The organism is Lysobacter cavernae (genome assembly GCF_042648505.1).
GTDB classification, from domain to species: domain Bacteria; phylum Pseudomonadota; class Gammaproteobacteria; order Xanthomonadales; family Xanthomonadaceae; genus Lysobacter_L; species Lysobacter_L cavernae.
Genome location: NZ_JBHRXK010000004.1, coordinates 257,172 through 283,298, shown reverse-complemented (window position 1 = coordinate 283,298; position 26,127 = coordinate 257,172). Strand labels below are relative to the sequence as shown.

Genomic DNA, 26,127 nt, shown 5'->3' with positions numbered 1-26,127 from the left:
TTGGGCATTTTAACCCGGGGGAGCCTCCCGGCTGCGCCGGGGGTTCCCCACAAAGTTGGCTGCGAAAACTTTGGGTCCGCCCATGCGCTTCCATACCCCATTCGCGCTTCGCGCGAATCGCCCCCTGACCAAAGGGGCTGAGGGGGTTCGGGGGGAAGTTTCAGTGCGGCAGTTCTACGTACTCGACCACTTCCAGGCCGAAGCCGGCCAGGCCGATCTGCTTGCGTGGCGTGCCCAGCACGCGCAACTTGCCCAGACCAAGGTCGGCGAGGATCTGGCCGCCGGCACCGTTGCGACGCCACTCGGCCAGGGCGTGGCCCGGCGCCGACGCGGCGTCCGCATCGGCCGGCACCGGGGCGCGCACGCGCGCCAGCAGGGCCTCGGCATCGGCGTGGTCGGCCAGCAGCACCAGCGCGCCACGGCCTTCGCCGGCGATCGCCGCGAGCACATCGCCCACCGCCGGGCCGAAGTCCGGGCGCCGCCAATGCAGCGCATCGGCCAGCGGATTGAGCACCTGCACGCGCACCAGCGTCGGCACCGCCGCATCGGCATCGCCGCGGACCAGGGCGAAATGCAGCGCATGGCTGAGACGGTCACGGTAGCTGACGAGCTGAAAATTCCCATGCTCGGTCTCGATCTGTCGCGCATCGACGCGCTCGACCGTATGCTCGGTTTCCAGGCGGTAGCGGATCAGTGCCTCGATCGAGCCCATCTTGAGGCCGTGCTCGGTGGCGAACGCCTCCAGCTCCGGGCGTCGCGCCATCGAGCCGTCGGCGTTGAGGATCTCGACCAGCACGCCGGCTGGCTCCAAGCCGGCCAGCAAGGCCAGATCGACCGCCGCCTCGGTGTGGCCAGCGCGGTTGAGCACGCCGCCGGGCTGCGCCGCCAGCGGGAAGATGTGGCCGGGCTGGGCCAGGTCGGCGGGTTTGGAGTCCGGGCGCACCGCGGTGCGGATGGTGTGGGCGCGGTCGTAGGCGGAGATGCCGGTGGTGACGCCCTCGGCCGCCTCGATCGAGACGGTGAAATTGGTTTTGTACTGGGCGGTGTTGTCGCGGACCATCGGCCCCAGGCCGAGCTGGCCGCAGCGCTCGCGGGTCAGCGGCAGGCACACCAGGCCACGGCCGTGGGTGACCATGAAGTTGATGTCCGACGGCTTGACCAACTCGGCGGCCATGATCAGGTCGCCCTCGTTCTCGCGGTCCTCGTCGTCGACGATCACGACCATGCGCCCGGCGCGGATTTCCTGGAGCAGCTCGGGAATGGTGGCGAAACTCATGCGCGGGGTTCTCCTGCCAGCAGCCGCTCGACGTAACGCGCGACCAGATCGATTTCCAGATTGACCGCATCGCCGACCTGGGTCTGCGCGAACGCGGTGTGCGACACGGTGTGCGGGATCAACGCGACCTCGAAGCCCTCGTCGTCCACTTCGTTGACGGTCAGGCTGACGCCGTCGACGCAGATCGAGCCCTTCTTGGCGATGTAGCGCAGCAGCGGCGCCGGCGCCTGGAAACGCCAGCGCTGCGCACGGGCGTCGTCGTGGACGCCCAGCACCCGGCCGACACCGTCGACGTGGCCGCTGACCAGATGCCCGCCGAGGCGGTCGTTCGGGCGCATCGCGCGCTCCAGATTGACCAGTGCGCCAGCACGCAGGCCGCCCAGCGTGGTCAGCGACAGCGTCTCGTTGGACGCGTCCGCCTCGAACGAGACCGCATCGAACGCGACCACGGTGAGGCACACGCCGTTGACGGCGATGCTCTCGCCGAGCTGGACGGATTCGAACGGCAGCGAGCCGACCTCGACCGTCAGGCGCGCGTCGCCGCCGCGGTTTTCGATGATGGCCAGGCGGCCGACGCCTTCGATGATGCCGGTGAACATCAGCACGCCTCCGCATTTCGGATGCAGCGGAGTTCCGCACCAAGCGCGGCCTGTGTTTGAATCCCCGCACAGGGATGTGCGGTGTTTGGCAGAGGAACCTGCATATGAAACGTTTCCCGCATTGGATGAGCGAAAAACGCCTCAAGGCACGAGGCCAGCGCATGGCACGGCCCGTCACCGGGCCGACTGCGAGATCGCAGCCATGCGAAGCCGTCTTCTTTCATCCGGACTGTGACCGTCGGCTCCGGCATCGGACCGGATCTGCTGACCCTCCGGCGGAGCCGGAGGCGCTCGCGGGCTCGTGAAGGCCAAGGCCTGCACCTACCGCCGGTGGGGAGTTGCACCCCGCCCTGAAGACGTTGCGTTGGAATGCCGGACAAGCCGGCCCGCGAATTCTAGCACTGGGGTCGGCAACGGCCCGGGCACTGGGCGGACGCTGTGTTGCACAGGCCAGGCTGGCCTTACCCCCGTCAGCGGCGGCGCCGCGCAGGCGAGGCCTACCCAGGCTTGCGCCGCAGGCGCAGGAACAACGGCCACTGGATCCGCCGGGCGTCGTCGGCATCGCCCCAGGCCGCGGCCAGTGCCGGGGCGTGGCGTGCGACCGGGTCGTCGCCGGTCTGCGTCAGGCAGCGCGCGCTGGCGGAGATGCTGGCCAGGTAGCGCAGGAAATGCGGCAACGTCCAGTCCGCCTCCAGCCACAACGCCGGTGCCGGCAGGGCCGGGAACAGCCAGGCGTAACCGGCGTAGCGGGCGTCGACCTGGGCGCGTTCGGGCGGCCAATGCGGTTCGATCTGGGCGCGGAAGGCCGCCACCGGCCCGGCCATGCCCTCCGGCGCCAGGAAATCGGGATAACCCCACGCCGCCAGCACGCCGCCCGGCGTCAGCACTCGCTCGCACTGCGCGAAGAACCGGTCCCGATCGAACCAGTGCAATGCCTGCGCCACGGCGACCAGTTGCACGCTGGCATCGGCCAGGTCGGTGCGCTCGGCCGGCTCGACCGCCAGGCTGACATTGCCACCGCCGGCGTGGGCCCAATGCGGCCCGAGCTGCTGCGCGCTCGGATCGGTCGCATGCACGTGGGCGAAGCGCGCGGCGAGGCCGCGCGTGGCCTGGCCGCTGCCGCAACCGGGCTCCCACACCCGCGCCGAGGCGGGCACGACGGCCGCGATGGCGTCGAACAGCGCGTCCGGGTATTCCGGCCGCGCCGCCGCGTAGGCATCGGCGATGCCGGAGAAATGATCCTTGAACACCGCGCCCGACCCCGAATCCTTCAAGCCGGCGCCGCTCATTCGGTTTCCGGGCGCAGCAGCAGGCGCACGTCGGAGCCGATGTAGCGCGACTCGACGATGGCCATCTTCAGCTTCTGCGCCATCGTGTCGATGCCCAGACCGTCGAACATCGGCCGTGCACGCTCGCCCAGCAGCACCGGCGCGACGTACAGCAGCACCTCGTCGACCAGCCCGGCGCCGAGGAACGCGCCGGCCAGGGTCGCGCCGGCCTCGAGCTGGATCTCGTTGACGCCACGCTCGGCCAGCAGCCGCAGCACGGCGTCCAGATCGAAGCGGCCTTCGCGCACCGTCACCGCAGCCAGTTGCGCGCTGATCCCGCGCGGCGGTTTGGCGTCGGGCGCGTGGATGTAGAGCGTCGGCGCATCGCCCTCGCGCACCCGTCCGCGCGCGACCGTGGCCAGCCCCGGGTCGAGCACCACGCGCAGCGGCGCGACGAAATCCCCTTGTGAGGCCGCGGTGCCATCGCCCAGGCGCACGGTCAGCGACGGGTCGTCGGCGAGCACGGTACCGGCGCCGGTGACGATGGCGCCGGCTCGCGCGCGCCACTTCTGCACGTCCTGGCGCGAGGCCTCGCCGCTGATCCATTTCGATTCGCCGTTGGCCAGCGCGCTGCGGCCGTCGAGACTGGTCGCCAGCTTGACCCGCAGCCACGGCCGGCCGCGCTCGATGCGCGAGAGAAAGCCGCGGTTGATCGCGCGCGCCTGCGTTTCCATCAGCCCGGATTCGACCGCGATGCCGGCCGCGCGCAGCCTGTCGAAGCCGGCGCCGTCCACCTGCGGAAACGGGTCGCGCATCGCCGCAACCACCCGCGCCACGCCGGCGGCGATCAATGCATCCGCGCAGGGGCCGGTCTTGCCGGTGTGCGCGCACGGCTCCAGCGACACGTACGCGGTCGCACCGCGCGCGCGGTCGCCGGCCGCCTGCAGCGCGAAGACCTCGGCATGCGGCTCGCCGGCGCGCTGGTGCCAACCTTCGCCGACGACCTCATCCGCGTGCGCGAGCACGCAACCGACCATCGGATTGGGTTTGGTGGTGTAGGCGCCGCGCTCGGCCAAGCGCAGGGCGCGCGCCATCATTGCGTGGTCGGTCGCGGAAAAGGCCATCAGCGTTTCCTCGCCCGGACGCTCGGCTCTGGCTCGCCTTCCAGCAACGGCAGCTGGCCCTCGCCGGCGTTGTCGCTTTCCAGGCGATCGAGCTCCTCGCGGAAATCGGCCACGTCCTGGAACGCGCGGTAGACCGAGGCGAAGCGCACGTAGGCGACATGGTCGAGCTTGCGCAGCTCGGCCATCACGAACTCGCCGACCCGGCGCGCCGCCAGTTCGCGCTCGGCGGTCATGCGCAGCTGGTGCACCACCGCGCGCACCGCTGCCTCGATCTGCTCTTCCGAGACCGGCCGCTTCTGCAGCGCACGGTCGAAGCCGACGCGCAGCTTGCGTGCGTCGAACGCCTCACGGCGGCCATCGCTCTTGATGATCAGCGGCAGCTTGAGCTCGATCGTTTCAAGCGTGGAAAAGCGCTCGCCGCAGGCCTCGCAGACGCGGCGACGGCGAATGGTGGCACCGTCGTCGGACACGCGCGAGTCGATCACGCGGGTGTCGGTGTGCTGGCAGAAGGGGCAATGCATCAGGTCACCGCAGCTACGGTGTTGTCGAGCACCTCGGCGCGACGCACCACCTCACCAACGAACGCACGCACCAGCGCAGGCACTTCACCGCGCAATGCAGCGCGCTCGGGCTGGAACAGCGTGGCCACGAAGAACGGGTGGTCGCGCAGTTCGATCGCTCGCACATCGCCGTGGTCGTCCTCGGCGCCCACGCGCAGCGAGCCGTCGGCGAATGCGGCTTCACGGAACGTCGCACCCAGGCCGAAACGGCAGTGATAGCCCTCTTCGATCCTCGCCACTCCGTAGGCGTCGGCAATGCGCGTCTGCGGACGCAAGATCACGGGTTCGGCGACTTCGACCAGGGAGCACGCCAATGGCACGATCACGGCGCGCGCCGCCCCGGGCGCGGTCTCGGCGTGATCAGCATCGGACCAGCCAAGCACCGAACGCGCGTACTCGACGACCGCATGCTGGAAACCACCGCAGGTGCCCAGGAACGGCCTGCGCTGCACGCGCGCGTAACCGATCGCGCGCAACGCGCCGTCCATGCTCCGGTACGGACTGGCAGGAACACACCAGTAGCCGTCGTACCCGGCGAGATCACCATCCGTGCGAATGCTGTCGGTAGGCAGCCACTTCGCGACGAGCTGGATGCCCGACGCCGCGGCCGCCAATTCCAGCGCCCGGGGTATCGCGCGATGAGCTGTCACCGCATCGTCGCGGTCTCCGATCAATGCGATGACGTACGTCATGGGTCCAGCTCAGCCGTAGACCGGGAACTTCCGGCACTGCTGGGTCACGTTCTCGCGCACGCCGGCGATGACCTTGTCGTCATTCGGCGCGTCGAGCACGTCGCAGATCCAGTTGGCCAGCTCGACGCAGTCGGCTTCCTGGTAGCCGCGCGTGGTCACCGCCGGGGTGCCGATGCGCAGGCCCGAGGTCACGAACGGCTTTTGCGGGTCGTTGGGCACGGCGTTCTTGTTGACGGTGATGTGTGCCTTGCCCAGCGCCTCCTCGGCGGCCTTGCCGGTGACGCCCTTGCCGATCATGTCGATCAGCATCAGGTGGTTCTGGGTGCCGCCGGAAACGATCTTGTAGCCGCGCTTGATGATGGTCTCGGCCATTGCCTGCGCGTTCTTGACGACCTGTTGCTGGTAGGTGGTGAACTCCGGCTCCAGCGCCTCCTTGAAGGCGACGGCCTTGGCGGCGATCACGTGCATCAGCGGTCCGCCCTGGATACCCGGGAAGACGATGCTTTGCAGCTTCTTGACCATATCTTCGGAGGCGCCCTGGGCGACGATGAAGCCGCCGCGCGGGCCGCGCAGGGTCTTGTGGGTCGTCGAGGTGACCACGTGTGCGTGCGGCAGCGGGTTCGGGTAGACGCCGGCGGCGACCAGGCCGGCGACGTGGGCCATGTCGACGAACAGGACCGCATTGACCTTGTCAGCAATCGCGCGGAAGCGCGCCCAGTCGATCTGCTGCGAATAGGCGCTGAAACCGGCGACAACCATCTTCGGCTTGTGCTCCAGCGCCAGCCTCTCGACTTCGTCATAGTCGATCAGGCCCTGGTCGTTGACGCCGTACTGGACGGCGTTGAACAGCTTGCCGGAGACATTCACCTTGGCGCCGTGGGTCAGGTGGCCGCCGTGCGCGAGCGACATGCCCAGGATGGTGTCGCCCGGCTGCAGCAGCGCCAGGTACACGGCCTGGTTGGCCTGCGAGCCCGAATGCGGCTGCACATTCGCGTAGTCGGCACCGAAGAGTTGCTTGAGGCGGTCGATCGCCAGCTGCTCGGCGATGTCGACGTACTCGCAGCCGCCGTAATAGCGCTTGCCCGGGTAGCCTTCGGCGTACTTGTTGGTCAGCACGCTGCCCTGGGCCTCCATCACGCGCGGGCTGGCGTAGTTCTCCGAGGCGATCAGTTCGACGTGGTCTTCCTGGCGGCGCGCCTCGTGGGCGATGGCCTGGGCGAGTTCGTCGTCGTAGCCGGCGATACGGGCAGAGCTGGGGAACATTCGCGGAACCTCGGGGAGGATGAGAAGGGGACCGGCAGCCACGAACAGGCGCAGTCAGGCCTGCAATGGTAGCCCAGGGCTTAAAATGCGGCGAGCAACCCGCTGCCGTCACGCCTTGCACCGGCAGCGACCCCGCCTTCCCCACCCCACAGGGAACCCCGACCGTGAAATGGGTCATCGTTTTTGCGTTCCTCGCCAGCGCGGTCTACGTGCACTACCGCGGCAAGGTGCGCCACCGCCTCGGCCGGCAGCTGCTTGACCACTCCACCTTCATGGCCCCGGTCAATGTGCTGATGTACGCGTTCTCGCGCGTGCCAACCACGGCCTTCATCGCCGAGCCGGGCCAGCACTTCCCCGAGCTGGAGCCGCTGCGCGCCCATTGGCCGGATATCCGCGACGAGGCCCGGCGCCTGCGCGAGCTGCAGCACATCAAGGCCGCCGACGGCTACAACGACGTCGGCTTCAACTCGTTCTTCCGCCGCGGCTGGAAGCGCTTCTACCTGAAGTGGTACGACGAGGCCCACCCGTCCGCGGCCGAGCTGTGCCCACGCACCACGGCGCTGCTGCGCGCCATCCCCAGCGTCAAGGCGGCGATGTTCACCGAGTTGCCGCCCGGCGGCGAGTTGCGCCCGCACCGCGACCCCTTCGCCGGCTCGCTGCGCCTGCACCTGGGCCTGGACACCCCCAACGACGACGCCTGCTTCATCGACGTCGACGGCACCCGCTACAGCTGGCGCGACGGCCAGTGGACCATGTTCGACGAAACCTATATCCACTGGGCGCGCAACGACTCGGCCGACAACCGCATCATCCTGTTCTGCGATGTCGAGCGGCCGATGCGCTACCGCTGGGCGCAGGCGCTGAACCGCTTGATCGCCCGCCACCTGATCGCCGCCGGCGCCTCGCCCAACATGGAGGGCGACAAGACCGGCGGCATCAACCACCTGTTCAAGTACTTCTATGTCCTGCGCCTGAAGGCCAAGGCGCTGCGCGAGCGCAGCCAGTCCCTCTACTACGCCCTCAAGTACCTGCTGGTGGCGCTGGTGGTCGCGTTCATCATCTGGATCTGAGCGCGTAGGCCGGGTAAGGCAGCACCCACCGCCCAGGTGCGCTCCGCTCACCCGGGCTACGCACTGGCCGGCTCCCGCAACCCATCCGGCGACGGCTCGCAGCCAAGGGGCGCGCCATTCAACCTGCGCGCTGGCACCGGCCGCCCCCGTACGGGATAATCGCCGGCTTATCCGCCCAGACCCAGGCCATCCGGCCGGGCTCGGCGCGCCCCGGTTTCGGAGTCCGCATGCAATACATCTACACCATGAACGGCGTCAGCAAGGTCGTGCCGCCGAAGCGCCAGATCATCAAGGACATCTCGCTGTCGTTCTTCCCGGGCGCCAAGATCGGCCTGCTCGGCCTCAACGGCGCGGGCAAGTCGACGGTGCTGAAGATCATGGCCGGCGTGGACACCGACTTCACCGGCGAGGCACGCCCTGCCACCGGCATCAAGGTCGGCTACCTGGCGCAGGAACCGCAGCTCGACCCGACCCACACCGTGCGCCAGGCCGTGGAAGTGGGCGTGGGCGAGATCATCAACGCGCAGGCGGCGCTGGACGCGGTGTATGCCGCATACGCCGAGGACGGCGCCGACTTCGACAAGCTCGCCGCCGAACAGCAGCGCCTGGAGTCGATCCTCGCCGCCGGCGACGCGCACACGCTGGAGAACCAGCTCGAAGTCGCCGCCGACGCGCTGCGCCTGCCGCCGTGGGAGGCGGTGGTCGGCAACCTGTCCGGTGGCGAGAAGCGCCGCGTCGCGCTGTGCCAGCTGCTGCTGCAGAAGCCCGACATGCTGCTGCTCGACGAACCGACCAACCACCTCGACGCCGAATCGGTCGAGTGGCTGGAGCAGTTCCTCGCCCGCTACACCGGCACTGTGGTCGCGGTCACCCACGACCGCTACTTCCTCGACAACGCCGCCGAGTGGATCCTCGAACTCGACCGCGGCCGCGGCATCCCGTGGAAGGGCAACTACACCGACTGGCTGGTGCAGAAGGACGAACGCCTGAAGCAGGAAGAGAACCAGGAAAAGTCGCGCCAGAAGGCCATCCAGAAGGAGCTCGAGTGGGCCCGCAGCAACGCCAAGGGCGGCCGCAGCAAGGGCAAGGCCCGTCTGGCGCGCATCGACGAGCTGCAGTCGGTCGACTACCAGAAGCGCCAGGAGACGAACGAGATCTTCATCCCGCCGGGTGAGCGCCTGGGCAACAAGGTCATCGAATTCAAGAACGTCAGCAAGAAGTTCGGCGACCGCCTGCTGATCGACGACCTCAGCTTCAGCGTGCCCCCCGGCGCGATCGTCGGCATCATCGGCCCCAACGGCGCCGGCAAGTCGACGCTGTTCAAGATGATCATCGGCAAGGAAGCGCCGGACTCGGGCACGATCGAGACCGGCCCGACCGTGAAGCTGGCCTACGTCGACCAGAGCCGCGACGCGCTGACCGGCAACCACAACGTGTTCCAGGAAGTGTCCGGCGGCCTCGACATCCTCAACATCAACGGCATCGAGATCCAGTCGCGCGCCTACATCGGTCGCTTCAACTTCAAGGGCCAGGACCAGCAGAAGATGGTCGGCGCGCTGTCCGGCGGCGAGCGTGGCCGTCTGCACATGGCCAAGACCCTGCTGCAGGGCGGCAACGTGCTGCTGCTCGACGAACCGTCCAACGACCTCGACATCGAAACCCTGCGCGCGCTCGAAGACGCGCTGCTCGAGTTCCCCGGCAACGCTTTCGTGATCTCGCACGACCGCTGGTTCCTGGACCGCATCGCCACGCACATCCTCGCCTTCGAGGGCGACTCGCACGTGGAGTTCTTCCAGGGCAACTACCGCGAGTACGAGGAAGACAAGAAGCGTCGCCTCGGCGCCGAGGGCGCGCAGCCGCACCGCCTGCGCTTCAAGGCACTGAAGTGACGCAGTGGCGCCTTCGCGCATAGCGCGAAGGCCTTTGCCACTGCGTCATCCCCGCGCGCTCCTGGCGGGGATCCATGGACTTTGGCAATTGCTTGGTTGTACGACTGTTGTTGTTGCTCGTCATTCCCGCGAAGGCGGGAATCCAGCTGTTGCTGCTGTCACTGTTGTCGTAACGTCGTCATCCCCGCGAAAGCGGGGATCCATGGACGTCGCCCTTCGCGGTCACGGGCACGACGCCCACACGAACAGACAAACGTCCTTGGGTTCCCGCCTACGCGGGAATGACGAGCAAGGGCAAAGGCCAGGTCATCGATGAGCTTCATTTCTGCCCTTAAGCGACGCTGGCAAGACGCCGACTCGCTGGTCTGCGTCGGCCTCGACCCGGAGCCAGCCAAGTTTCCGGCGAAGTTCAGCAGCGACCCCGATGCGGTGTTCGCCTTCTGCCGCGACATCGCCGACGCCACCGCGCCGTACGTGTGCGCGTTCAAGCCGCAGATCGCCCACTTCGCCGCACTCGCTGTCGAGGATGCCCTGCAGCGACTGATTGCCCACCTCCATGCCGCACATCCGGGCATCCCGGTGATCCTCGACAGCAAGCGTGGCGACATCGGCAGCACCGCGCAGCACTACGCGACCGAGGCCTTCGACCGTTATCGCGCCGATGCGGTGACCGCCAATCCGTACCTGGGCCGCGATTCACTGCAGCCGTTCCTCGACCGCGCCGACCGCGGTGTGGTGATCCTGTGCCGCACCTCGAATCCCGGTGCTGGCGACTTGCAGGATCTACTCGTCCAGGATGATGACGGTGTGGCCCGCCCGCTGTACCAGCACGTCGCGCAGAAGGTCGCGCGCGAGTGGAACGGCCACGGCAACTGCGCGCTGGTGGTCGGCGCGACCTGGCCGGCGCAACTGCGCGAAGTGCGCGCGATTGTCGGTTCCGACGTGCCGTTCCTGGTGCCCGGCGTCGGCGCGCAGGGCGGTGACGTCGCGGCGGTGGTGACCAATGCGAAGACCGCCGACGGCACCGGCCTGATCATCAGCAGCTCGCGTGCGGTGCTGTACGCTTCGACCGGCGCGGATTACGCCGAGGCCGCCGCGCAGGCGGCACGCACGCTGCGCGACGAGATCAACCGTCACCGCTGAGCCCAAGGAGACGCCGCCATGCCCGCACGCGTGCTGGAATCCCTGTTCAAGCTGCGCGAACACGGCAGCGACGTGCGTACCGAACTGGTTGCCGGGCTGACCACGTTCCTGACGATGTCCTACATCGTCTTCGTCAACCCGAGCATCCTCGGCAGCACCGGCATGGACACCGGCGCGGTGTTCGTCGCCACCTGCCTGGCCGCGGCGATCGGCTCACTGGTGATGGCTTTCGCCGCCAACTACCCGGTCGGCATGGCACCGGGCATGGGCCTGAACGCCTTCTTCGCCTTCACCGTGGTCGGGGCGATGGGCTACAGCTGGCAGCAGGCGCTGGGCGCGGTGTTCGTCTCCGGCGTCGTGTTCCTGCTGCTGACGATCACCGGCGCGCGCGCCTGGCTGATCGCCGGCATCCCGCATTCGCTGCGCAGCGCGATCACCGCCGGCATCGGCCTGTTCCTGGCGATCATCGCGCTGCAGAAGGCGCAGGTGATCGTCGGCAACCCCGACACGCTGGTGGCGCTGGCCGACCTGCGCGAACCGGAGCCGCTGCTGGCCGTGGCCGGCTTCCTGCTGATCGCGGTGCTGGAGGCCTGGCGTGTGCGCGGCGCGATCCTGATCGGCATTCTCGCGGTCACCGCGACCGCACTGCTGCTGGGCCTGGTCGACTACCGCGGCATCGTCGACCTGCCGCCCAGCCTGGCACCGACCTTCCTGCAACTCGACATCCCCGGCGCGCTCGGTGGCGGCAACGGCCTGTCGCTGTCAGCGATGCTGCACGTGGTGATCGTGTTCGTGCTGGTCGAGGTGTTCGACGCCACCGGCACGTTGATGGGCGTGGCGCGCCGCGCCGGCCTGTTGCCGCCCGACGATGCCTCGGCAGCACAGCAGAAGCGTTTCGGGCGCGCATTGCTCGCCGACAGCACCGCGATCCTCGCCGGCTCCGTACTCGGCACCAGCAGCACCACCGCCTACATCGAGAGCGCCTCGGGCGTGCAGGCCGGCGGCCGCACCGGCCTGACCGCGCTGGTGATCGCTGCGCTGTTCCTGCTGGCGTTGCTGTTCTCGCCATTGGCGGCGATGGTGCCGGCCTACGCCACGGCACCGGCGTTGCTGTTCGTCGCCGGTCTGATGCTGCGCGAACTTGGCGACGTGCACTGGGACGACCTCAGCGAGGCGATCCCGGCCGCGCTGTGCACGCTGGCGATGCCGTTCACCTACTCGATCGCCAACGGCCTGGCCTTCGGCTTCATCGCCTACGCGGTGCTGAAGCTGTTCACCGGTCGCGCGCACGAGGTGCATGCGGCGGTGTGGCTGGTGGCCGGGTTGTTCGTGTTGCGCTTCGCATTGGCCTGAGGCTACGCGCCCCGTTCATCCTTCGACTCCGGCGCTGCGCGCCTACGCTCAGGACGACCGGAAATAGATTGGCCTTGAGCTTTGAGCTTTGAGCTTTGAGCTTTGAGCTTTGAGCTTTGAGCTCTCGATTAGCCGATCACGTATCCAGGCCCGAAGGGCGGCGCACATGGATGTGCGCCGTTTTCCGACCTAGCCAGGGGTGAGGGCGATGCACGCTTGCGAGCCATCGGCTCGCGCATCGACCGAACGCCCGCGCCGCAAGCGCGGGCCGGACTTTGGCCACAGGCCAAAGGCGAGTCGGAAAATCCCCTCAAACGTTCCAGTCGTGGGGCTGATTTGTCGAGGAAAGCCCTTCTCTTTGGTTACTTTCTCTTGGGCTTAGCAAGAGAAAGTGACCCGGTCGCGGCAGCGGACGGAAGCTGTGCCTGAAGCATTCAAGCCAAGCAAAAGCAACGTCCATGGATCCCCGCCTTCGCGGGGATGACGACTGACTGACCGCGATCAGGCCACGACTGTTAGTTGCTGGTTAAGAGTTGAGATCAGTGCTACCGGGCTCGCAACCACGCCCGCCCCACCGCCAACGGAAACCGCAGCCAGATCGCCGCAAACACCCCCAGGCAGGTCGCCACTCCGCGCTGCGGTGCCTCGAACTTGCGGAAGTAGCGCCACAGGCCGCGGTGCTTGTGCCACTCGACGAACAGCGGGCGCGAGCGACTCGACACCCCGCGCACGTGCAGCACGCGCACGCGATTGGCCACGGCCAGGAATGCGCCTGCCGTGCGCGCGCGGCGGCACAGGTCCAGGTCCTCGGCGTGCAGGCGATAGCCTTCGTCGAAACCGCCGATCCGCGCGAACAGTGCGCGCGGCATCAGCATCAGCGCGCCAGAAACCGCCAGCACCGGTTGCAGCTCCTGGGCATCGTCGATGGGCAACTCCAGCTTCGGCGCCGACGCGCTGCCCAAGGCAGCGCGCAGCATCGCGCCGAAGTCCGGATCGCGGCGACGCGCGGCGCCATCGCGCGCGCCGTGCTCGTCGACCAGATCGGCGCCGAGCAGGGCCTCGCCGCGCGATGCGGCCAGCGCGCGCAGGCGCGACAAGGTGTCCACCTCGACCAGGCAGTCGGGATTGACGAAGGCCAGCCACGGCGCGGCATCGCCGGCATCGGCCGCGCCCTGGTTGCAGGCCACGGCGAAGCCGGGGTTGTCGGGGTTGGCGATGAAGCGCACGCGCGGATCGGCGGTGGCATGGCGCTGCACGATCTCCAGGGTGCCGTCGTCGGAGTCGTTGTCGACGACGCGGATCGCGGCCACGCCCTCGCCCACGCGCAGGCGCAGCAGGCAGTCGTCGATGGTCGCGGCGCTGCGGTAGGTCACCACCACCGCGACGATGCCGCCATGCGGGTCGGCGGCATGCGGGTCAGACAAAGAGGTCACGCTGCGGTTCCGGTGGGCCGACGCTGTCGAGCAGCGCGGCGAGTTGCGTGCGCGATGCACGCAACGGGTCGTGCATCAGGTAATGGGCCAGGCGCGCGTGCCAATCCGGCCAGCGCACGGCGAGGCGGTTCATGTCGCCCTCGAACGGCGCGCCTTCGCCACGGCGCGCGACGAAGGCGGTGTCGCACAGCACGTTGCGCCAACCCAGGCCGACCAGGCGCAGCGACAGGTCAGTCAGCGCCGCGTACCAGGAGCCGAAACTGGCCGCATCGAGGCCACCGGCGCGACGACGGGCGCTGCCACGCAACATCACCGCGTGGCCGACCGCAGCGGGCAGCTCCGGATGCAGTGCCGGCATGCGCGCGGCCGCGCGGGCCAGGCGCTCGAGGTCGTCGGGAACCGGATCGATCTCGCCGATACGCGGCCAGGCCGCGACTTCGCCAGCGTTGCTCCACGGCGTCGCGGTGGCGATCGCGCCATCGCTGGCGAGACAACCCGCCAACCGGTGCAACCAGCCCGGCGCCGGGATCGCGTCTGCGGCGAGCACGACGACGTCGGCCTCGCCGCAGGCGGCCAGCACCTCGTCGAGGTGCGCCACCTCGCCGACGCTGCGCTGACGGCGGGTGTAGTCGGCCTTGAGCGCGGTGCGTGCGATCCAGCGTTCGATGATGGCGTAGCCGCGCGGCCCGGCCTGGGCGTCGTCGGCCAGCCACACCGGCGTGGCCGGCGGCGTGCAGGCATCGAGCGCGGCCAGGCAGGCATCGAGCGTGCCGTCGTCGGCGCCGACCGGCACCACCACGACCGGCGAGGCGGCGGGCACCGTCACTGCTGGCCGGGGTTCCGCGGTTTGCGCTGCAGCGGCTCCATCGCGCGGAAGCGGCGGCCGTATTCGTCGGTGAGGTCGCGCGCTTCCTGCGGGTTGCGCACGATGGTCGGGGTCAGCAGCACGATCACTTCGTTGCGCGATTGTTTGGAGCTTTGCGTACCGAACAGACCGCCGATCACCGGAATCCGGCTCAAGCCCGGGAAACCGGACGAGCCGCGGGTGACGCCATCGCTGATCAGGCCGGCCAGCATCACCGTGTCGCCGCTCTGCACCGCCGCCTCGGTCTTGAGCTTGCGGCTGTCGATGCGAACGTTGCCGTTGCGGTCTTCTTCCGTACCTGGCGTGCTGACCTCCTGCACGATGTCGAGGAACACCATGCCGTCCTTGGCTACGCGTGGGCGCACCTTGAGGATGGTGCCGGTGTCGAGGTATTGCACCTGACTGTAAGTATTGTCGTTGCTGCCGTTCGGGTTGAACGTGACCGACGAGATCGGGATGCGGCTGCCGACGTTGAGCGTGGCCTCGGCGTTGTTGCGCACCATCACCGACGGCGTCTGCAGCAGTTGCAGGTCGGTGATCTGGTCGAGCGCACTGATCACTGCGGCAGCGTTTTTCCCCAGCAGGGTCCAGGCCACGCCGGCCGGGTTGCCGGCGGCCGACTGCACGCTGGCGCCCAGCGTGCTCCACTTGCCGTGGGTCGAGGTATCGGGGAAACCGGCGTCGGTCACCGCCTTCTCGAAGAACCAGTTCACGCCGTACTGCAGGTCGCCCTGCAGTTGCACTTCGACCACCTGCGCCTCGATATGCACCTGCATCGGCATGACGTCCAGACGGTCGATTACGTCGCGGATCGACTTCCATGCCGACGGGCTGCTGCGCACCAGCAACGAGTTGGTTTCCTCGACCGCCGAGACACCGACGCGATCGCCATCGACCTCGAGGGTGAGCGCGGCGTTGCCACTTTGGCGTGCCCCCAGCGACAGCGAGCCGCCGGAACCGCTGCCATTGCTGCTGCCGTAATCGCCACCGGCTTTGTCATTGCCCAGCGTGGCGGTGCTGCCGCTGCCGTTGTCGCTGTCCTGAAGCTCCACCGACTCCAGCCCCGGCATCAACGACGGCGTACCGCCGGTGTCGCCACCGCCACCACCGCGGCCGCTGCCGAACACGTCGGCCAGGCGGTCGGCCAGGTCCTTGGCCTTGATGTACTTGAGCTCGTAGGAGAACAGCTGCACGTTGCCACCGGCGCTGTCGATGCGGTCCAGCCACTGCTGGATGTCGTCGAGGTAGTTGGCCTGCGGCGTGATCACCAGCACCGCGTTGGCGCCCTCCAGCGGCATGAAGCGGAACATGCCCGCGACCGGCGACTTGCTCTGCTCGCCGAACACCTTTTCCAGGTCGGCGACGACCTTGCTGGCCTTGCCCGACTGCAGCGGGAACACGCCGACCGACATGCCCGACAGCCAGTCGACGTCGAAGATCTCGATCGTGCGCAGGTAGTTTTCGAGCTCGGTGCGGCTGCCGCCGATGGTGATGACGTTGCGCGCGTTGTTGACGTCGACGATCGCGTTGGGCCGCGCGTAGGGCTTGAGGATCTTCTCCATCTCGGTGGCCGAGACGTAGCGCAGCGGCACCGTGCGCACTTCGTAGCCGCGCGCGTTGGTCGCGCCGCCGGTGCGCGGTGCGACGGCGCCGCTGGTCAGGGCCTGGTCGGCCGGCACGATGTTGTAGCGGCCGCCGCTGTAGACCAGGCGCGCGTTGCTCCAGCCCAGCACCATTTCCAGCAGGTTGAGCGCCTCGGCCGGGCTCACCGGCTTGGGCGTGGCCAGGGTCACCGTGCCCTGCACGCCCGGCGCGATCACGTAGTTCTGGCCGAGCATGTCGCCAAGGATCGCCTTGACCACCGCATGCAGCGACTCGCCTTCGAAGTTGAAGGTGGCCGAGCCGGAAGTGGCGCCCAGCCCCGGCGGCGGCGCCGAGGCGGCACTGCGGTTGATGACCTGACCGGTGCCGCGGCGGATCTGCGGGCGCGCGTCGCCGCCGGTCGTGGTTTCCGGCAGGGGCTGCGCCTGCACCGCGGCTGCATCGGCCGTGCCGCTGTCCCCGCCGGTACCGCGCAGCGCGGCGGGGTTGCCGTCGCGGCGCACGTTCGGGGTCGGTGCGGTGGCGCACGCCGCCAGCAGGCTGGCGATGGTGGCGGTCACGATCGCCTGGGCGGCGTACTGACGGGCATGTGGCTTCATGCGGATCACTCTAAGGCGTCTTGGCCGGGGGTTGTGCAGCTTGCTGCTGCCGCAGTTGCGCACGACGCGCTTCGATCCGCTTGCGGATCGCTTCCATCTGGGCCTGCTCGGTGAGCGGTGCGTCGTCGGCCGTTTCAGCCGGGGTCGCGGGCCGCGGCGTGTTCGCCGCCGCCGGCGCGTTGGCATTGCCGGTGGCCGGACGCGTCGCCGTCGGTTTGGGTGGCGCTGGCGCGTTCGCAGGCGGCTGTCCCGGCGCAACGATCGGCGCCGACGTCGCAGTGCCCGCGCGCGCCGGCGCGGCCAACGCCGTCGGCGGCTGACCGCCCTGGCCATCGAACACGCGCAGGTCCATCTCGCGACGCCCTTCCGGTCCCTCGAACACGGCACTGCGCGCATCCAGCGCGGTCAGGCGCCAGGCCGGGTGCGACTCGGGCACCTCGCCGAGCTTGACCCGCACCGACTCGCTGCCGTCGGCCGGCTGCAGGATCGCCATGCGCAGGTTCGGCGCGATCAACACGCTGGTCAGCACATAATCGAATGCCGCCGCGCCGCTCTCATCTCCGCTCTGGCCGGGCAGGAAGAACGGTTTGGGCCGGCGGTCCTGCGTGAACAGCGGCCGCGCTGCGATCTGGTCGTACTGCGGCAGCGGCTTCAGCCGTGCCGCCGCCACTGCACGGGCCTGCGGCAGCGGCTTGAGCAGCGACGGGTCGGGTTCCAGCACCTGGGTGCGCCGGCCCATGCCGGCCACGGCCAGCAGCCACGCCAGCAGCGCCCAGCCGGCAAGCGTGGCCAGCAACCAGGTGCGAGGGCCGGCATCGTCAAGGCGCACGCGTCACCTCCGTCGTGCCTGCAGCCGGTCGCAGGTAACCGTAGAGATCGAAGCTGACATCGAGCCCGCCGTCGCCGCTCGGGCGTGCATTGCCGGGCAGGAAGTAGCCGCGCGAGGACAGCACGTTGAGGTTGCCGACGAACAATCGCGGCGTGCCGCCCTCGAGCGCGTACAACACGCTGGCAAGCTCGCCGCTGCCGCAACGCAGGCGCACCTGCACGACCACGCGCGCGTAACGGTCGCGGCGCGGCTCGGCCAATGGCGAGCGGTTGCTGATCGCACAGCTGCGATTGCCGGGGCTGGCCTGAGCGACCACGGCTTCGAGCCGTTGCACCAGACCGGCGGTGGCGAGTTCGGCGCTGGCCTCGGACAGGAAGCCCGGGCTGCGCGCCAACTGCGCGCGCACCTGCGTCAGGCGCTGCTCGACCAGCGGCGCCTGCCGCAGTTGCATGCGTTGGCGCAATTCGCGCTGCTGCAGGGCGTCGATGCGCGCATTGGCCTCGAGCATCGGCACCGTCCACCACGGATGGATCAGGGTGAAATAGCCCAGCAGCAGCACCGCCAGCAGCAGGCCCAGGGCCAGCCAGCGTTCGCGGCCGACGGCCCAGGTGCGCAGGTCATTCGCCATCGCTGGCCCCCGCTCGCGTCGGCGCCGCCGCTGCCGGTTTCGCCGGCCCCAGTTCGGCGGTGAGGGTGAAGCGGTCGCGGCCGCTGCCCGGGTCCGGTTGCAACGCCCCGGTCAACGCCGGCGAGCGCCACAACGGCGAGCCCTGCAGGCGCTGGATCAGCGACGGCGCCTCGCGGCTGAGGCCGATCAGCAGCACGCTGCTGTCCTCGATCGCGAGCTTCTCCAGATAGGTGTTGTCGGGCAGGCGGCGGCTGAGCTCGTCGATCACCTCGACCGCGGTCGGGCGCTCGGCGCGGAGGCGGTCGAGGAAGGCCTGGCCCTCGATCAGATCGACCAGCGCTTGCCGCTGCACCGCGGCACGGCGCGCCGCGGCGGCGTTGTTGGCGATGTTCTGCTCCAGTGCGTCGGCGGCGGCGCGGCGGTTGCCGAGCAACTGCCACAGCGTGGCGACCACGGCGATCAGCGCGATCGCGGCCAGGGCCAGGTTCCAGTAACGCAACGGGTCGCCGTGGCGGCGTCGCTGCGCCGGCGGCAGCAGGTTGACGCCGAGCGGCGCGCCGTCATTGGCGGCGACGTCGACCCCGGCCAGGGTCGTCGCCAGCGGCCCCAGTGCCGCCCATTGCGGGTCCAGCACCTGGCGCGGCACCGCGACCAGCTCGGCATCGAGCTGGCCGTCGCTGTCGCGACGCGCCAGCACGCGCGCATCGAAGGCCACCGCCTCGGCGGTGAACGGGGTCTGCCGGTCGATCTCGAAACCGACCACGTCGCGCAAGCGTTCGGCCGCCGCGGCCGGCAGCACCAGACGCCGGCGCAGGCTGCTCGCCGTCGGCAACAGCAACCAGCGCGGCAGGTCGAGCAGGCGCGGCGGCAGCAACGACGCCAACGGGTCAACGACCGCAATCGCATCGGACGCGGCGGTAGCCGGAGCGGGCACCGAGCCGAGGTCGCGCACATCGCCGCCATGTTGCAGGCGCAACTGCAATGTCTCGCCTTCCAGTTGCAGCAGCAGGCGGCCGCGATCAAGGCCGAGCACCCGGCGCACGCGCAGCGGCAGCCACGCGGCCAGGTGGTGGCCCCACCAGCGCAGGAAGCCGCCCGCCCCCGGCGCCAGCCGCGCGCCCAGACGCCGCAGCCGGTCCTGCGCCAGGCCTGCCGGCTGGCTGTCGCTTGGCGAATTCATCGTGGTGAAGCTCCCTCCTCCCAACGCAGCGGCGTGTAGGCCGTGCCCGGCACGGCATTGCCGCCGACCCGCACCACCACCCGCAGCAACGACTCGCGGCCATCCGATAGCCGTGCACGGCTGTCGATACTATAGGTGCCACTGCTTTCCCCGGCCATGCCGGCCCATTCCGGTGCGCCGGCCTGTGATGGCGCGCCCGCTCCGGCGCCGCGCCGTTGCGCGATGACCTCGTCGCCGTTCATCCCCAATGCGTCCAGCACCGGTGCCGAAGCGAACGTCGGATCCGGGCGGGCGCGGCCGCTGTACACGGTCAGGTGCGGCTCGAGCCGCGCATACAGGGCCGGGGTGAAGCCGAGCACCTGCTCAAGCTCGGCCACGCTTTCGAACTCGGCGTCCTTGGCACCGTAAGGCAGCCCGGCGGAGGCGTAGTCCGCATCCTCGCCGCCGCCGGCGGGCTGGGTCAGGGTGTCGGGGTCACGCCAGTCGACGATCGCCGCCGCCAGCCGCGCCGCCTGCGACGGCTCGACACCGCTGCCCTGCACCAGCTGGGTCAACAGCGGCAGATCGGCCTGGTTGAGATCGACCTTGCCGTTCTCGTCGATCAGGCTCACCTCGACCTCTGCGCCGTCGTAGCGCCAGTGATAGCTGCGGCCGTCGGGGCGCCACTGCAGTTGCGGGTCGGACAACGCCACCCGGGTCAGCGCGTACTCGAGCCCCGCCCGCGCCGCGTTGCTGGCGACCAGGCCGCGCACCAGCACCCGCGCCTGCAGGTTCTCGACCCGCGCCGCCAGGGCGAAACCGCCGACCAGGGCGGTCATCAGCACGATCAGCCACAGCACCAGCAACAGCGCGGCGCCGCGTTGGCCGAGGGCAGCAGACCGGCTCATTGCGTGAGCACCGGGCCGATCACGCCGCCGGGTGCGTTGCCGGCCAGCGGCAGCGCCACCACCAGCGGCGGCCAGTGGCGGCCGTCGCGGTCGGTCAGCGTCACCTCGACCAACAGCGGCAAGCGGTCGACCGCCTCCCAGCGCTCCTGCCAGTCGCCAAGCGCACCGCTCTCGTCGAGCGTGCGGTAACGGAAACGCGCCTCGCGCAGCCCGTCGACCAGGTGCTCCGGCGGACGCGGCTCGCGCTCCTCGACGACTTCCCCGGCCAGCACCATCGCCAGCACCAGGGTCAGGCGCACGCCGTCGCCGTCGTCCTCGACGGCCAGGTCGTGCAGGTAAGGACCGCCGCGCCCGAGGTAATCGGGCAGGTCGGCGACAAAACGCAGGCGTTCGGGCTCGCCGATGAAGCGTTGCGGCAGATTGCTGGTCGTATCGAAGGCGAACGGCACCGGCCGTGTCGCCGCCAGACGCTTGCGCAGGAAGCCCTCGACGGCGCGCTCGCGTTCACCGCGCTGCGCCATCGCCTCGCCGCGCGCCGCGGTCTTGCTGGCCGCGCCGAGGCTGGCGAAGGCCAGGGCCAGGCCCGCCGCCAGCAGCACCGTGGCCAGCAGCACCTCGACCAGGGTGAAGCCACGCGCGTTGCCGCCACGGCCGCCAGACCGATGGATCGCCGCACCGCCGCGCGCGTTGCGGCTCATGGCAGCACCGCCTCGCTGCCGGCCGCGGCGCTGCGCAGCGTGCGCAGGCGCAGGCGCTGACCGGAGTTGCCGTCGCCCCACTCCACCGCCAGGGTGATCTCGAACAGACGCGGCTCGGCGAGGCCGACCGGCTGCTGCGTCGCGGCGGCCACGCGGTCCGTCCACGGCGCCACGCCCAGGCTCCAGCGGTAGCGGCCCTGCTCGAACTCGCCGCTGCGCTGCCCGGCCGCCAGCGACTCGCCGACACCGACCTGCGCCATCAAGGATTGCGCGTACAACGCCGCGCGCCCGGCATCGCCCGACCAGCGCACCTGCCGTGCCGCACCCGACAGCGTGCCCAACAGCAGGGTCAACCCGAGCGCGAGCAGGGCGAACGCGACGATCACCTCGAGCAGCGTGTAGCCGCGCTGACGACGTCGCGACCGGGACTCCGGCCGGCTCATCGCGTGGCCTCGACACGACGCAGCCGGATCTCACCGGTCAGCCAGGCGACATCGACGTTCCAGGCCGCGCGCTGGGCGCTGAGCTGGATGCGGCCACCGGTGCTGGCACCGTCGGCGAAGAACACGATGGCGCCTTCGCCGCGTCGCGGCTGCACCTCGCGCGCACCGGTGAAGCTCACCCGCAGCGCCGCCGGGATCTCGCCCCTGCGCCCGTTCGCCGCGGTCCAGGCATGGGCCGCCGGGTCGAGGGTGAAGCGTTGCGGCCGGCCGCTCGCGATCGCCTGGGTGCGGGTGTAGCGCAGCTGCGCGGCGATTTCCTTGGCATTGGCGCGCAACTGGATACCGCGGAAGCCGCCACTGAGCGCCGCGGCAGCGAGCACGCTGATCGCGGCGACCAAGGCGATCACCAGCAGCATCTCCAGCAACGATGCGCCGCCGATCCGGTGCCGCATGCGCGCAGGCTGCATGGCCGATCGCCGCCCGGCTTACTCGTACTTGATGTCGGCGTCGACGCTGGTGCCGCCGACCTTGCCGTCCTTGCCGAGGACCACCAGGTCGAACGGACCGCTCTCGCCCGGAGCGCGGTACTCGATCGGATGCCCCCACGGGTCCTTGAGCTCGGCGGCCTTCGCGTACGGCCCGAGCCAGCCACTGGTGTCGCCGGGCTGGGTCACCAGCTCGTCGAGCGCGCTCGGCAGGCGCCCGGTGTCCATCTGGAACGATTCGACCTTGCCGGCCAGCGTCTGCACCTGGGCCTTGGCGATGTTGTAGTCGCCGCGGTCCTTGCCGCCGAGCACGCGGCTGCCGACGAAGGCCAGCACCGCGCCGATCAGCACGATCACGATGATGATCTCGATCAGGCTCATGCCGCGCTGTAGTGCACCGGCGGGGGAACGGGTGAGGGAACGACGGTTACGCATGGGACGGGTCCTTTGCAAAAGGGAATGTTTACCTGAATTCGATGGCCGATGGGCTGACTGCGGTGACGGGCGTTCAGTTCCTTGGAGGTCGCGCGGTGTTCCGGCACCGCTCGGTGCCTGTCCACTCGGCTTCGCCTCGTGGGCCGTTGCGGGCTCGCGCTGCGCGCTCACCTCGCAACCCCGGCCCGGCGCAACGCGCCGGGCGTTCGGCGCGACCGCGCGGCATGCCGCGCAAACGGTGCCTGTCCACTCGGCTTCGCCTCGTGGGCCGTTGCGGGCTCGCGCTGCGCGCTCACCTCGCAACCCCGGTCCGGCGCAGCGCGCCGGGCGTTCGGCGCGACCGCGCGGCATGCCGCGCAAACGGTCGCGCCTCACCCAATCGCATTGGTCAGATCGTACAGCGGCGTCAGCACCGCCAGCACGACGATGCCGACCACGCCGGCCAGCACCACCGTCACCACCGGCACCAACGCGGCCAGCATCCGGTCCAGCGCCAGCGCGGTCTCCTGCTCGAACGTCTCGGCGGTCTTGACCAGCATCGCGTCGAGCGCACCCGACTCCTCGCCGACCTGGATCATCTGCAGCGCCAGCCGCGGGAAGCGCTTGCCACGACCGAGCGCAGTCGACAGCGCTACGCCGTTCTTGACCTCGTTGGCGGCGGCTTCGACGTCGGCGGCGAGCACGCGGTTACCAAGCACGTTGCGACCGATGCCGAGCGCGGTCATCAGCGGCACGCCGTTGCGCACCAGCGTGCCGAGCGTGCGCGCCAAACGCGCGGTCTCGATCTTGGCCACCAGCGCGCCGGCCAGCCTGCGCTTGAGCAGCCAGGCATCGAACGCTTCGCGGAACGCCGGGTCGCGACGCTTGCGATCGAACCACCACAGCGCCAGCGCCGGTACCACCAGCAGCACGATCCACCAGTCGCGCACGAACAGGCCGACACCAAGCACCAGTTGCGTGAACAAGGGCAACTCGGCGTCGAGGCTTTCGTACATCGCGGCGAACTGCGGCACCACGTAGCCGAGCAGGAACAACAGGCTCAGGCCGACCATCACCAGCAGGATCGCCGGATAGATCAGCGCGTTGATCACGCGCCCCTGCAGCGCGCGCGAGCGTTCCAGGTATTCGGCCAGCCGCGCCAGGGTCTCGTGCAGGCTGCCGCCGGCCTCGCCGGCGCGCACCATGTTCACGTACAACCGCGAGAACGTGCCGTGCTGGCGCTCCAGCGCCGCCGACAACGAACTGCCGCCGCGCACCGCATCGCGCACGTCGCCGATGGTGCGTCGAGCCGTCTCGTCCTCGGGCAACTCCAGCAGGATGGTCAAGGCACGATCCAGCGGCTGGCCGGCACCGAGCAGGGTCGCCAGCTGCTGGGTGAACTGCACCAGCCGCGCCCCGGCGAACGGCTTGGGCTTGAACAGGCCCTTCCACAGCGAGGTACCGCCGCCCTCGCTGGCAAGCTTGGCCTCGACCGGCAGATGCCCCTGCTCCTGCAGCCGCGCGACCACTTCGGCGTTGCTGGCGGCTTCCATCTGGCCGTCGAGCATTTCACCGCGCGTGTTGAGGGCTTTGTAGTGGTAGAGGGGCATCTAGTCTCCGCCTGGATGGCTCATGACCGTCATTCCCGCGCAGGCGGGAACCTAGTGACTTTCGCTTTTGCAGCCACACATATCCGGCCACAAGTCATTCCAATACGGATTCATCTCTTCAATCAACCGAATCTTCCATGCGCGATTCCATTTCTTGAGTCTCTTCTCGCGCTCAATCGCCGTTTCCATGGTTTCGTGTTGCTCATACCAGACCAGCAAGGTGACGCCATGCGACTGGGTGAAGCCTGCAACCAGATGTTGCCGGTGCTGCCAGATCCGGGCGACAACGTCGCTGGTCACGCCGATGTATAGCGTGCCATTGCGACGACTCGCCAGCATGTAAACCGTCGGTTGCCTGTCCATAGGCCATGGAAATCCAAGTCGCTGGGTTCCCGCCTTCGCGGGAATGACGGGTTATCGGGTCTTACGAGCCAGCTACGCGTCCTCCGTCACCCGCAACACCTCCTCGATCGTGGTCAGCCCGGTCAGCGCCTTGGCGATGCCATCTTCGTACATGGTGCGCATGCCGGCCTCGCGCGCGATCTGCTCGATCTCGCCCATGCCGGCGTGGCGCATCACCGCGCGGCGCAGTTCGTCGTTCATGACCAGGAATTCCATGATCGTGGTGCGGCCGTGGTAGCCGGTCGGCGCCAGCGCCGAGCCGCGCGGGCGGTACAGGTGGATCTCGCCCTGCGGCTGGTAACGGCGCAGGCTGAACTTGTCGATCTCTTCCGGCGAAGCCGGGTAGCGCTCGGCGTGGGTCGGCTCCAGCCGGCGCACCAGGCGCTGGGCGAGGATGCCGTTGATCGTCGAGGTCAGCAGGTAGTCCTCCACGCCCATGTCGAGCAGGCGGGTGATGCCGCCGGCGGCGTTGTTGGTGTGCAGCGTCGACAGCACCAGGTGACCGGTCAGCGCCGACTGGATCGCGATGCGGCAGGTCTCCAGATCGCGCATCTCGCCGATCATGATGATGTCCGGGTCCTGGCGGACGATGGACCTCAGTGCATGGGCGAAATCCAGGCCGATCTGCGGCTTGGCCTGGATCTGGTTGATGCCTTCGATCTGGTACTCGACCGGGTCCTCGACGGTGATGATCTTGACGTCGGGCGTGTTGAGCTTGCTCAGCGCGGTGTACAGCGTGGTGGTCTTGCCCGAGCCGGTCGGGCCGGTCACCAGCAAGATGCCGTGCGGCTGGTCGAGCACTTTCTGGAACTGCGGCAGGAAGTGGTCGGTGAAGCCGAGCCGGTGGAAGTCGAACACCACCGTCTCGCGGTCGAGCAGACGCATCACCACGCTCTCGCCGTGCGCGGTCGGCACCGTGCTCACGCGCAGGTCCAGCTCCTTGCCCTGCACGCGCAGCATGATGCGGCCGTCCTGTGGCAGGCGGCGCTCGGCGATGTTGAGCTTGGCCATGATCTTGATGCGGCTGATCACGGCGGCGGTCAGGTTGGCCGGCGGGCTTTCGCCTTCGGCGAGCACGCCGTCGACGCGGTAGCGCACCTTCAGCCGGTTCTCGAACGGCTCGATGTGGATGTCGGAAGCGCGCAACTCGACCGCGCGCTGGATCACCAGGTTGACCAGGCGGATCACCGGCGCTTCCGAGGCGAGGTCGCGCAGGTGCTCGACGTCGTCGAGGTCGCCGCCGCTGCCCTCGCCCTCGGCGGTCTCGACAATGGCGCCCATCGCGCTGCGGCCCTGGCCGTACCAGCGCTCGATCAGGTCGCCGATCTCCGAGCGCAACGCCACCACCGGCCGCACTTCGCGCCCGGTCGCCAGGCGCAGCGCGTCGAGGGTGTAGGCGTCCTGCGGGTCGGCCATCAGCACATCGACCGCGGTGTCGCTTTCGGCAAGCGGGCAGACCGCGAACTGTTTCATGAACTTCGGCGTCAGCGCCACGCCTTCCGGCGGCAACTCGGGCGCGTCCTTGACGCTGACCAGCGGCAGGTCGAGCGCCGCAGCCACGGTCTCGGCATGGTCACGCTCGGACACCAGGCCCAGCCGTGCCAGCAACGCCAGCAGGCTGCCACCGGTCTCCTCCTGCAGGCGGCGCGCACGGGCGAGGTCGGCCTCCTTGAGCCGCCCCTTGGCCAGCAAGGCCTCGACGATGCGCACATCGACGCCGGTGTTGCCGGCGTCCGTGTCGCTGGGATTCATCACTGCGTTCACGTCGCCCTCCAGAGCCGTGAGCGCTTGACTGTATCAGGTCGGATGGCGGTC

General features: G+C 69.3%; 25 protein-coding genes and 1 riboswitch. Of the genes, 4 read left to right on the top strand and 21 right to left on the bottom strand.

The window, feature by feature from the left end:
* Window positions 1-160 precede the first annotated feature (160 nt).
* The 7 genes from ribB to glyA form a co-directional block, all read right to left on the bottom strand.
* Entirely contained in the window at window positions 161-1,276 is a 1,116-nt protein-coding gene (gene ribB / locus ACFOLC_RS11005; protein WP_386759296.1) for a 3,4-dihydroxy-2-butanone-4-phosphate synthase, read from the bottom strand.
* Window positions 1,273-1,875, bottom strand: coding sequence for a riboflavin synthase (locus tag ACFOLC_RS11000; RefSeq protein ID WP_386759295.1), 603 nt, complete (start codon window positions 1,873-1,875; stop codon window positions 1,273-1,275). Before ACFOLC_RS11000 ends, ribB begins: the two co-directional genes overlap by 4 nt.
* Window positions 1,876-2,083: 208 nt before the next feature.
* Window positions 2,084-2,237, bottom strand: a riboswitch (FMN riboswitch).
* A 135-nt stretch (window positions 2,238-2,372) separates the two neighbouring features.
* The gene (locus ACFOLC_RS10995) at window positions 2,373-3,164 is read right to left on the bottom strand and encodes a class I SAM-dependent methyltransferase (RefSeq protein ID WP_386759294.1); all 792 of its coding nucleotides are present in this window, start codon (window positions 3,162-3,164) and stop codon (window positions 2,373-2,375) included.
* The gene (ribD, locus tag ACFOLC_RS10990; RefSeq protein WP_386759293.1) at window positions 3,161-4,267 is read right to left on the bottom strand and encodes a bifunctional diaminohydroxyphosphoribosylaminopyrimidine deaminase/5-amino-6-(5-phosphoribosylamino)uracil reductase RibD; all 1,107 of its coding nucleotides are present in this window, start codon (window positions 4,265-4,267) and stop codon (window positions 3,161-3,163) included. Before ribD ends, ACFOLC_RS10995 begins: the two co-directional genes overlap by 4 nt.
* Window positions 4,267-4,788: a transcriptional regulator NrdR gene (gene nrdR, locus ACFOLC_RS10985; protein ID WP_386759292.1), complete on the bottom strand. Its 522-nt coding sequence runs from the start codon at window positions 4,786-4,788 to the stop codon at window positions 4,267-4,269. Before nrdR ends, ribD begins: the two co-directional genes overlap by 1 nt.
* Window positions 4,788-5,519, bottom strand: coding sequence for a CTP synthase C-terminal region-related (seleno)protein (locus ACFOLC_RS10980; protein WP_386759291.1), 732 nt, complete (start codon window positions 5,517-5,519; stop codon window positions 4,788-4,790). Before ACFOLC_RS10980 ends, nrdR begins: the two co-directional genes overlap by 1 nt.
* Before the next feature lie 9 nt (window positions 5,520-5,528).
* The gene (gene glyA, locus ACFOLC_RS10975; RefSeq protein WP_386759290.1) at window positions 5,529-6,782 is read right to left on the bottom strand and encodes a serine hydroxymethyltransferase; all 1,254 of its coding nucleotides are present in this window, start codon (window positions 6,780-6,782) and stop codon (window positions 5,529-5,531) included.
* 164 nt (window positions 6,783-6,946) lie between these two features.
* On the opposite strand from glyA, the gene lpxO reads away from it, so the two are divergent.
* The 4 genes from lpxO to ACFOLC_RS10955 all read left to right on the top strand — a co-directional run bounded on the left by lpxO (window position 6,947) and on the right by ACFOLC_RS10955 (window position 12,237).
* The gene (lpxO, locus tag ACFOLC_RS10970) at window positions 6,947-7,852 is read left to right on the top strand and encodes a lipid A hydroxylase LpxO (protein ID WP_386759289.1); all 906 of its coding nucleotides are present in this window, start codon (window positions 6,947-6,949) and stop codon (window positions 7,850-7,852) included.
* Window positions 7,853-8,079: 227 nt separating this feature from the next.
* A complete protein-coding gene (ettA, locus tag ACFOLC_RS10965) occupies window positions 8,080-9,741 on the top strand; it encodes an energy-dependent translational throttle protein EttA (RefSeq protein ID WP_386759288.1) in 1,662 nt (553 codons plus the stop codon).
* Window positions 9,742-10,053: 312 nt separating this feature from the next.
* A complete protein-coding gene (pyrF, locus tag ACFOLC_RS10960) occupies window positions 10,054-10,884 on the top strand; it encodes an orotidine-5'-phosphate decarboxylase (protein WP_386759287.1) in 831 nt (276 codons plus the stop codon).
* Window positions 10,885-10,902: 18 nt separating this feature from the next.
* Window positions 10,903-12,237: an NCS2 family permease gene (locus tag ACFOLC_RS10955; protein ID WP_386759286.1), complete on the top strand. Its 1,335-nt coding sequence runs from the start codon at window positions 10,903-10,905 to the stop codon at window positions 12,235-12,237.
* A 545-nt stretch (window positions 12,238-12,782) separates the two neighbouring features.
* On the opposite strand, the gene ACFOLC_RS10950 is transcribed toward ACFOLC_RS10955, so the two are convergent.
* The 14 genes from ACFOLC_RS10950 to gspE all read right to left on the bottom strand — a co-directional run bounded on the left by ACFOLC_RS10950 (window position 12,783) and on the right by gspE (window position 26,064).
* The gene (locus ACFOLC_RS10950; protein WP_386759285.1) at window positions 12,783-13,670 is read right to left on the bottom strand and encodes a glycosyltransferase family 2 protein; all 888 of its coding nucleotides are present in this window, start codon (window positions 13,668-13,670) and stop codon (window positions 12,783-12,785) included.
* Window positions 13,654-14,490, bottom strand: a complete 837-nt coding sequence (locus ACFOLC_RS10945) for a glycosyltransferase family 2 protein (RefSeq protein ID WP_386759284.1) — start codon at window positions 14,488-14,490, stop codon at window positions 13,654-13,656. Before ACFOLC_RS10945 ends, ACFOLC_RS10950 begins: the two co-directional genes overlap by 17 nt.
* Window positions 14,491-14,492: 2 nt before the next feature.
* Window positions 14,493-16,736, bottom strand: coding sequence for a type II secretion system secretin GspD (gene gspD / locus ACFOLC_RS10940; protein WP_386759283.1), 2,244 nt, complete (start codon window positions 16,734-16,736; stop codon window positions 14,493-14,495).
* A 10-nt stretch (window positions 16,737-16,746) separates the two neighbouring features.
* Window positions 16,747-17,565 (bottom strand): hypothetical protein, encoded by an 819-nt coding sequence (locus ACFOLC_RS10935; protein ID WP_386759282.1) that lies wholly within the window; start codon window positions 17,563-17,565, stop codon window positions 16,747-16,749.
* Window positions 17,555-18,193 carry a type II secretion system protein GspM gene (gene gspM / locus ACFOLC_RS10930; RefSeq protein ID WP_386759281.1) on the bottom strand — a complete coding sequence of 213 codons (639 nt, stop codon included), beginning with the start codon at window positions 18,191-18,193 and terminating at the stop codon, window positions 17,555-17,557. Before gspM ends, ACFOLC_RS10935 begins: the two co-directional genes overlap by 11 nt.
* A complete protein-coding gene (locus ACFOLC_RS10925) occupies window positions 18,183-19,373 on the bottom strand; it encodes a PilN domain-containing protein (RefSeq protein WP_386759280.1) in 1,191 nt (396 codons plus the stop codon). The genes gspM and ACFOLC_RS10925 overlap by 11 nt, the downstream gene beginning before the upstream one ends.
* Complete coding sequence (locus ACFOLC_RS10920; RefSeq protein WP_386759279.1) at window positions 19,370-20,260, bottom strand: type II secretion system minor pseudopilin; 891 nt, start codon at window positions 20,258-20,260, stop codon at window positions 19,370-19,372. Before ACFOLC_RS10920 ends, ACFOLC_RS10925 begins: the two co-directional genes overlap by 4 nt.
* The gene (locus ACFOLC_RS10915) at window positions 20,257-20,958 is read right to left on the bottom strand and encodes a prepilin-type N-terminal cleavage/methylation domain-containing protein (protein ID WP_386759278.1); all 702 of its coding nucleotides are present in this window, start codon (window positions 20,956-20,958) and stop codon (window positions 20,257-20,259) included. Before ACFOLC_RS10915 ends, ACFOLC_RS10920 begins: the two co-directional genes overlap by 4 nt.
* Window positions 20,955-21,401 carry a type II secretion system protein XpsI gene (gene xpsI / locus ACFOLC_RS10910; RefSeq protein WP_386759277.1) on the bottom strand — a complete coding sequence of 149 codons (447 nt, stop codon included), beginning with the start codon at window positions 21,399-21,401 and terminating at the stop codon, window positions 20,955-20,957. Before xpsI ends, ACFOLC_RS10915 begins: the two co-directional genes overlap by 4 nt.
* On the bottom strand, window positions 21,398-21,868 hold the full coding sequence (gene xpsH, locus ACFOLC_RS10905; protein WP_386759276.1) for a type II secretion system protein XpsH: 471 nt from the start codon (window positions 21,866-21,868) through the stop codon (window positions 21,398-21,400). The genes xpsI and xpsH overlap by 4 nt, the downstream gene beginning before the upstream one ends.
* A gap of 18 nt (window positions 21,869-21,886) precedes the next feature.
* A complete protein-coding gene (gene gspG, locus ACFOLC_RS10900; RefSeq protein WP_386759275.1) occupies window positions 21,887-22,321 on the bottom strand; it encodes a type II secretion system major pseudopilin GspG in 435 nt (144 codons plus the stop codon).
* A 371-nt stretch (window positions 22,322-22,692) separates the two neighbouring features.
* Window positions 22,693-23,910 (bottom strand): type II secretion system protein XpsF, encoded by a 1,218-nt coding sequence (gene xpsF / locus ACFOLC_RS10895; RefSeq protein ID WP_386759274.1) that lies wholly within the window; start codon window positions 23,908-23,910, stop codon window positions 22,693-22,695.
* A gap of 51 nt (window positions 23,911-23,961) precedes the next feature.
* Window positions 23,962-24,273: a GIY-YIG nuclease family protein gene (locus ACFOLC_RS10890; RefSeq protein ID WP_386759273.1), complete on the bottom strand. Its 312-nt coding sequence runs from the start codon at window positions 24,271-24,273 to the stop codon at window positions 23,962-23,964.
* 72 nt (window positions 24,274-24,345) lie between these two features.
* A complete protein-coding gene (gspE, locus tag ACFOLC_RS10885) occupies window positions 24,346-26,064 on the bottom strand; it encodes a type II secretion system ATPase GspE (protein WP_386759419.1) in 1,719 nt (572 codons plus the stop codon).
* Window positions 26,065-26,127: the final 63 nt, after the last annotated feature.

Bases quoted from the DNA above. Each gene is read 5' to 3' on its own strand.
- ACFOLC_RS10925 (WP_386759280.1), bottom strand. From the start codon at position 19,373: ATGAATTCGCCAAGCGACAGCCAGCCGGCAGGCCTGGCGCAGGACCGG.
- xpsF (WP_386759274.1), bottom strand. From the start codon at position 23,910: ATGCCCCTCTACCACTACAAAGCCCTCAACACGCGCGGTGAAATGCTC.
- ACFOLC_RS10915 (WP_386759278.1), bottom strand. From the start codon at position 20,958: ATGAGCCGCAACGCGCGCGGCGGTGCGGCGATCCATCGGTCTGGCGGC.
- xpsI (WP_386759277.1), bottom strand. From the start codon at position 21,401: ATGAGCCGGCCGGAGTCCCGGTCGCGACGTCGTCAGCGCGGCTACACG.
- ribD (WP_386759293.1), bottom strand. From the start codon at position 4,267: ATGGCCTTTTCCGCGACCGACCACGCAATGATGGCGCGCGCCCTGCGC.
- gspG (WP_386759275.1), bottom strand. From the start codon at position 22,321: ATGCGTAACCGTCGTTCCCTCACCCGTTCCCCCGCCGGTGCACTACAG.
- ACFOLC_RS10890 (WP_386759273.1), bottom strand. From the start codon at position 24,273: ATGGACAGGCAACCGACGGTTTACATGCTGGCGAGTCGTCGCAATGGC.
- ACFOLC_RS10980 (WP_386759291.1), bottom strand. From the start codon at position 5,519: ATGACGTACGTCATCGCATTGATCGGAGACCGCGACGATGCGGTGACA.
- xpsH (WP_386759276.1), bottom strand. From the start codon at position 21,868: ATGCAGCCTGCGCGCATGCGGCACCGGATCGGCGGCGCATCGTTGCTG.
- gspD (WP_386759283.1), bottom strand. From the start codon at position 16,736: ATGAAGCCACATGCCCGTCAGTACGCCGCCCAGGCGATCGTGACCGCC.
- ettA (WP_386759288.1), top strand. From the start codon at position 8,080: ATGCAATACATCTACACCATGAACGGCGTCAGCAAGGTCGTGCCGCCG.
- ACFOLC_RS10995 (WP_386759294.1), bottom strand. From the start codon at position 3,164: ATGAGCGGCGCCGGCTTGAAGGATTCGGGGTCGGGCGCGGTGTTCAAG.
- ACFOLC_RS10920 (WP_386759279.1), bottom strand. From the start codon at position 20,260: ATGAGCCGGTCTGCTGCCCTCGGCCAACGCGGCGCCGCGCTGTTGCTG.
- glyA (WP_386759290.1), bottom strand. From the start codon at position 6,782: ATGTTCCCCAGCTCTGCCCGTATCGCCGGCTACGACGACGAACTCGCC.
- gspE (WP_386759419.1), bottom strand. From the start codon at position 26,064: ATGAATCCCAGCGACACGGACGCCGGCAACACCGGCGTCGATGTGCGC.
- ribB (WP_386759296.1), bottom strand. From the start codon at position 1,276: ATGAGTTTCGCCACCATTCCCGAGCTGCTCCAGGAAATCCGCGCCGGG.
- gspM (WP_386759281.1), bottom strand. From the start codon at position 18,193: ATGGCGAATGACCTGCGCACCTGGGCCGTCGGCCGCGAACGCTGGCTG.
- nrdR (WP_386759292.1), bottom strand. From the start codon at position 4,788: ATGCATTGCCCCTTCTGCCAGCACACCGACACCCGCGTGATCGACTCG.
- ACFOLC_RS10955 (WP_386759286.1), top strand. From the start codon at position 10,903: ATGCCCGCACGCGTGCTGGAATCCCTGTTCAAGCTGCGCGAACACGGC.
- pyrF (WP_386759287.1), top strand. From the start codon at position 10,054: ATGAGCTTCATTTCTGCCCTTAAGCGACGCTGGCAAGACGCCGACTCG.
- ACFOLC_RS11000 (WP_386759295.1), bottom strand. From the start codon at position 1,875: ATGTTCACCGGCATCATCGAAGGCGTCGGCCGCCTGGCCATCATCGAA.